Source organism: Micromonospora sp. NPDC047074, assembly GCF_040643815.1.
In the GTDB taxonomy this organism is placed as follows: domain Bacteria; phylum Actinomycetota; class Actinomycetes; order Mycobacteriales; family Micromonosporaceae; genus Micromonospora.
Genome location: NZ_JBEYVB010000003.1, coordinates 300,884 through 304,495, shown reverse-complemented (window position 1 = coordinate 304,495; position 3,612 = coordinate 300,884). Strand labels below are relative to the sequence as shown.

Genomic DNA, 3,612 nt, shown 5'->3' with positions numbered 1-3,612 from the left:
CACCGGATCCTCTGGAGGGAACGAATGGAAGAGCACGTCCTTGCCGCCGTCGAGCTGGCGACGACCCGGCCGCCCGGGCACTACGACACCATCACCGTCCGGCCGATCTCACCGGTGATCGGCGCGGAGGTCTCCGGCCTCGACCTCGCCGACCTGTCGGACAAGCAACTGGCCGAGATCAGGCACGCCTTTCTCGCCCACCACGTGCTGGTCTTCCGCGACCAGGTGCTCTCCGCCGAGGAGCACAAACGCTTCGCCCGCCACTTCGGCGAGTTGCGCCAGCAGCCCCTGGCCGACCTCGACGGCGGCGACCCCGCCATCCTGGAGATCAGCGCCGGGCCGAACTCACGTTTCGTGGCCGGCGAGGACTGGCACACCGACGGCACGGCCGAGGCCGAGCCGTCGCTGGGCTCGATGCTCTACGTCACCCAAACCCCGGAGATCGGCGTCGGTGGCGACACCCTCTGGGCGAACATGCACCTGGCGTACGAGATGCTCTCCCCGCCGATGCGGGCCTTCCTCGACGGCCTGACCGCGATCCACGACGGCCTGATCCCGTGGCAGGGTCACACTCCCCCACCTGAGTACGTCGTGCCGAAGAGCGAACACCCGGTCGTCGTACGCCACCCCGAGACCGGCCGTCGGCTGCTCTTCGTCAACGCCGGCTTCACCTCGCACATCGTGCAACTGTCCCGGGTGGAGAGTCGGGCACTGCTGGACATGCTCTTCGGTTGGGTCGCCCAGCAGCCGATCCTGAGCTGCCGGGTCCGCTGGACGCCGAACACGCTGGTGTTCTGGGACAACCGCTGCACCCAGCACCACGCCGTGTGGGACTACTACCCCCATTCCCGCTACGGCCAGCGGGTGACCATCAACGGCGGCCGGCCGACCGGGTGACCGTTCGTGTCGTCGGGCCGCCGGCGCGGCAGGAGACGTCGCGTCGCCCACGACGTCGGGCCGCCGGCCGGGGTGGTGGTCGGCGGCCGGTCAGCCGCGCACGATCTGCTCGGTGTAGGCCCAGTCGGCGTCGAGGGCGGCGTCGCGTTCGTCGGTCAGGCCGGTCAGGTCCGCGCCCGCGACGCGGCCCGCGCCCGCGATCCGGTCGCGCAGGATCCGCGCCGTCACCAGGGCGGCCCGGGTGCCCTGGGCGGTGACCGGGTCCAGGTGGTAGCCGGCGTCGCCGACCAGGCACCACCCCGGCCCGCTCATCGGTCGGCGCAGCATGCGCAGCCGCCCGGCGCCACCGATCGAGGTGGCCCGGCGGCCGGCGGCGACGGCCGGGCCGAGGCACGGGTCGTCACGCACCATCCGCTCGTACGAGCGCGCCGGGTGCCGGCCGGTCTGGTCGATCAGGCTCTGGTGCAGGTCCACCGCGACGCACCACTGCTTGCCGCCGCAGGGCGTCGAGATGAGCACGCTGCGATCCTGCAGGGAGAAGTAGGAACGGTCGGTGGGCAGCGGCAGGTCCTCGTAGTAGGCCAGCAGCGCGAACCATGGCGACTCGACGACCCGGTAGGCGCTGGCCCCCACGCGTTCGGCGTTGCGGGACAGCCGGCCGTCGGCGAGCACCAGCAGGTCACAGGTGACCTCGCTGTCCACCGCGCCGTGCCGCACGGTCGCCCCGCGTACCCGACCCGCTTCGATCGTGAGGTCCCGCACCCGGGCCGGCCGCAGCACCGTGACGTTGCCCCGGCTGCCCGCCGCGGCCAGCAGCGCCGGGTCCAGCACCTCGCGGGGCACGCTCATCCGGAAGGAGTACGCGTCCTCGCGCGGGTAGACCCGTTCGGTCACGTCCTCGCCGACGCGCTGGGTGTCGCCGTAGGTGGGCGGGGCCCCGCAGGCCAGGACCGTCTCCAGCAGGCCGAGCTCGGACCAGGCGAGATTTCCGGACCGGTCCCAGGTGGACTGTTGCGGCCAGAACGCGGTGGCCCGGGAGGCGTCGACGACGAGGACCCGCTCGGCGTACGGCGCGAGAGCCCAGGCGGTGGACGCCCCGGCGATCCGGCCGCCGACCACGACGACGTCCCAGTGGCCGTCGATCACGCCGGCACCGACTCGACGCGATGGTGCTCCGGTCGGCTCCCGACGTCGTCACGCGGCACGGCTCAGTCTCCCATCCGCACCCGACCCGGGGAAGGCTCGAAGGCGACAGGGCGCGACGGGCATCAATGCCGCCGGGCCGGGTGTCAGCCTTTCCGGCAACCGCGTTCAGCCCTCGCGCCACCCTTGACCGTCCTGCCCGGGAGCACCCCGCAGGTTCGGCCCCACATTCGGCTCATGGGAATGCCTGGCGGTCCTGAATGAGGTTTTCGAGGTCCTCGCGGGGAATTCGTAACAGAACAGCCACCAGACCGACGGCACGCCCGGCCGGAACTCGCTCCCACCGATTCAGGCGGCACGACGGCTGCCGGGCAGTCCCTGATCGGGTCATTCACCGCCGGGCTTCCCGGTCGTAACCTCGGTGGTGCCCGACTTCACCTTGGCCACCTACCAGCCTGTAGGCTTTCCCCGGACAAGGATCGGAGGAGCCCGTGGCGGTGAAAGGCGGAACGTCAGGGCGTTCGCCGCGTCGGCGAAATGGGCCGACCTTGGCCGAGATCGCGGAGCGGCTGGGGGTGAGCACGGTCGCCGTCGGGCTGGCGCTCAACGGACGACCCGGCGTGGGCGACGAGTTGCGGGCTGCGGCACACGACCTGGCCCGCGAGCTCGGATACCAGCCGAACTACGCGGCTCGCACCCTGCGCACCGTCCGCTCCCACATGATGGGGATAATTTACCGAAATCTCCACAATCCGGCATTTCCCAGCTTGATCGAGGGCTTCGACGAGATGTGCAACTCGCGCGGCTATCACGTCATGCTCGGCTCGTCACGTCTCGATCCCGACCGGGAGATCAATCTCATCGAGTCCTTCGCCGGCCGCGGAATTGACGGCCTGGCGATTGTCGCACTGGATGAAAAGGCTGCCACCAACGCCTGGCGGCGCACCGGGGACCGCCCCTTGGCCCTGCTGTCGAATTCCACATCCCCCACCGCGCCGAAGTCGTTCTCCGTACGGGCCGAGGAACTGGCCTCGGTGGACCAGGCCGTCGAACACCTCGCCGAGTTGGGGCACCGCCGGGTCGCCCTGATGACCGGCAGCGAACGTTTCCCCAGCGGGCCGTCCCGGGCGAAGGCCTTTCGCGCAGCCACTCAGCGGCACGGCATCGATCCGGTCCTCGTCGCCGCCGGATGGGAACTCGAGGAAGCCCGTCAGGCCCTCGTGCGTACGCTGGACACACCGGCCGGGTCGAGGCCGACGGCGGTGATCGCGAACAGTGACCGGCTCGCCCTGGCGGTCTATCTCGCAGCTCGCGACCTCGGGCTCAACGTGCCCGCCGACGTGTCGGTCATCGGGCACGACGACACGGAGTTCGCCCAGTTGCTGGGCCCCCCACTGACCACCTTCAGCACCGATCACCGGCGGATCGGTGTCCTGGCCGCGGAGCAGTTGATCGCCCTCGCCGAGGGCGGCAGGTTGACCCAACGCAACACCACCGTGCCGGTGACCCTGACGGTGCGCGGCTCGACCGCGCCGCCGCGGCGGTCGTAGCGGCACCCCGACCGCGATGGCG

At 71.0% G+C, this 3,612-nt stretch carries 3 protein-coding genes; 2 read left to right on the top strand and 1 reads right to left on the bottom strand.

The window, feature by feature from the left end; translation table 11 throughout:
- The first annotated feature begins 24 nt into the window (after window positions 1-24).
- Window positions 25-897, top strand: coding sequence for a TauD/TfdA family dioxygenase (locus tag ABZ809_RS08035; protein WP_357561718.1), 873 nt, complete (start codon window positions 25-27; stop codon window positions 895-897).
- A 90-nt stretch (window positions 898-987) separates the two neighbouring features.
- Here the strand turns inward: ABZ809_RS08035 and ABZ809_RS08030 are convergent, their stop codons facing one another.
- Window positions 988-2,043 (bottom strand): NAD(P)/FAD-dependent oxidoreductase, encoded by a 1,056-nt coding sequence (locus ABZ809_RS08030; protein WP_357561717.1) that lies wholly within the window; start codon window positions 2,041-2,043, stop codon window positions 988-990.
- Window positions 2,044-2,588: 545 nt separating this feature from the next.
- Here ABZ809_RS08030 and ABZ809_RS08025 point away from each other — a divergent pair.
- The gene (locus ABZ809_RS08025) at window positions 2,589-3,590 is read left to right on the top strand and encodes a LacI family DNA-binding transcriptional regulator (protein ID WP_357561716.1); all 1,002 of its coding nucleotides are present in this window, start codon (window positions 2,589-2,591) and stop codon (window positions 3,588-3,590) included.
- Window positions 3,591-3,612: the final 22 nt, after the last annotated feature.

What these genes read in the sequence shown, in the direction of transcription:
- ABZ809_RS08035 (WP_357561718.1), top strand. Translation starts at nt 25, where the DNA reads ATGGAAGAGCACGTCCTTGCCGCCGTCGAGCTGGCGACGACCCGGCCG.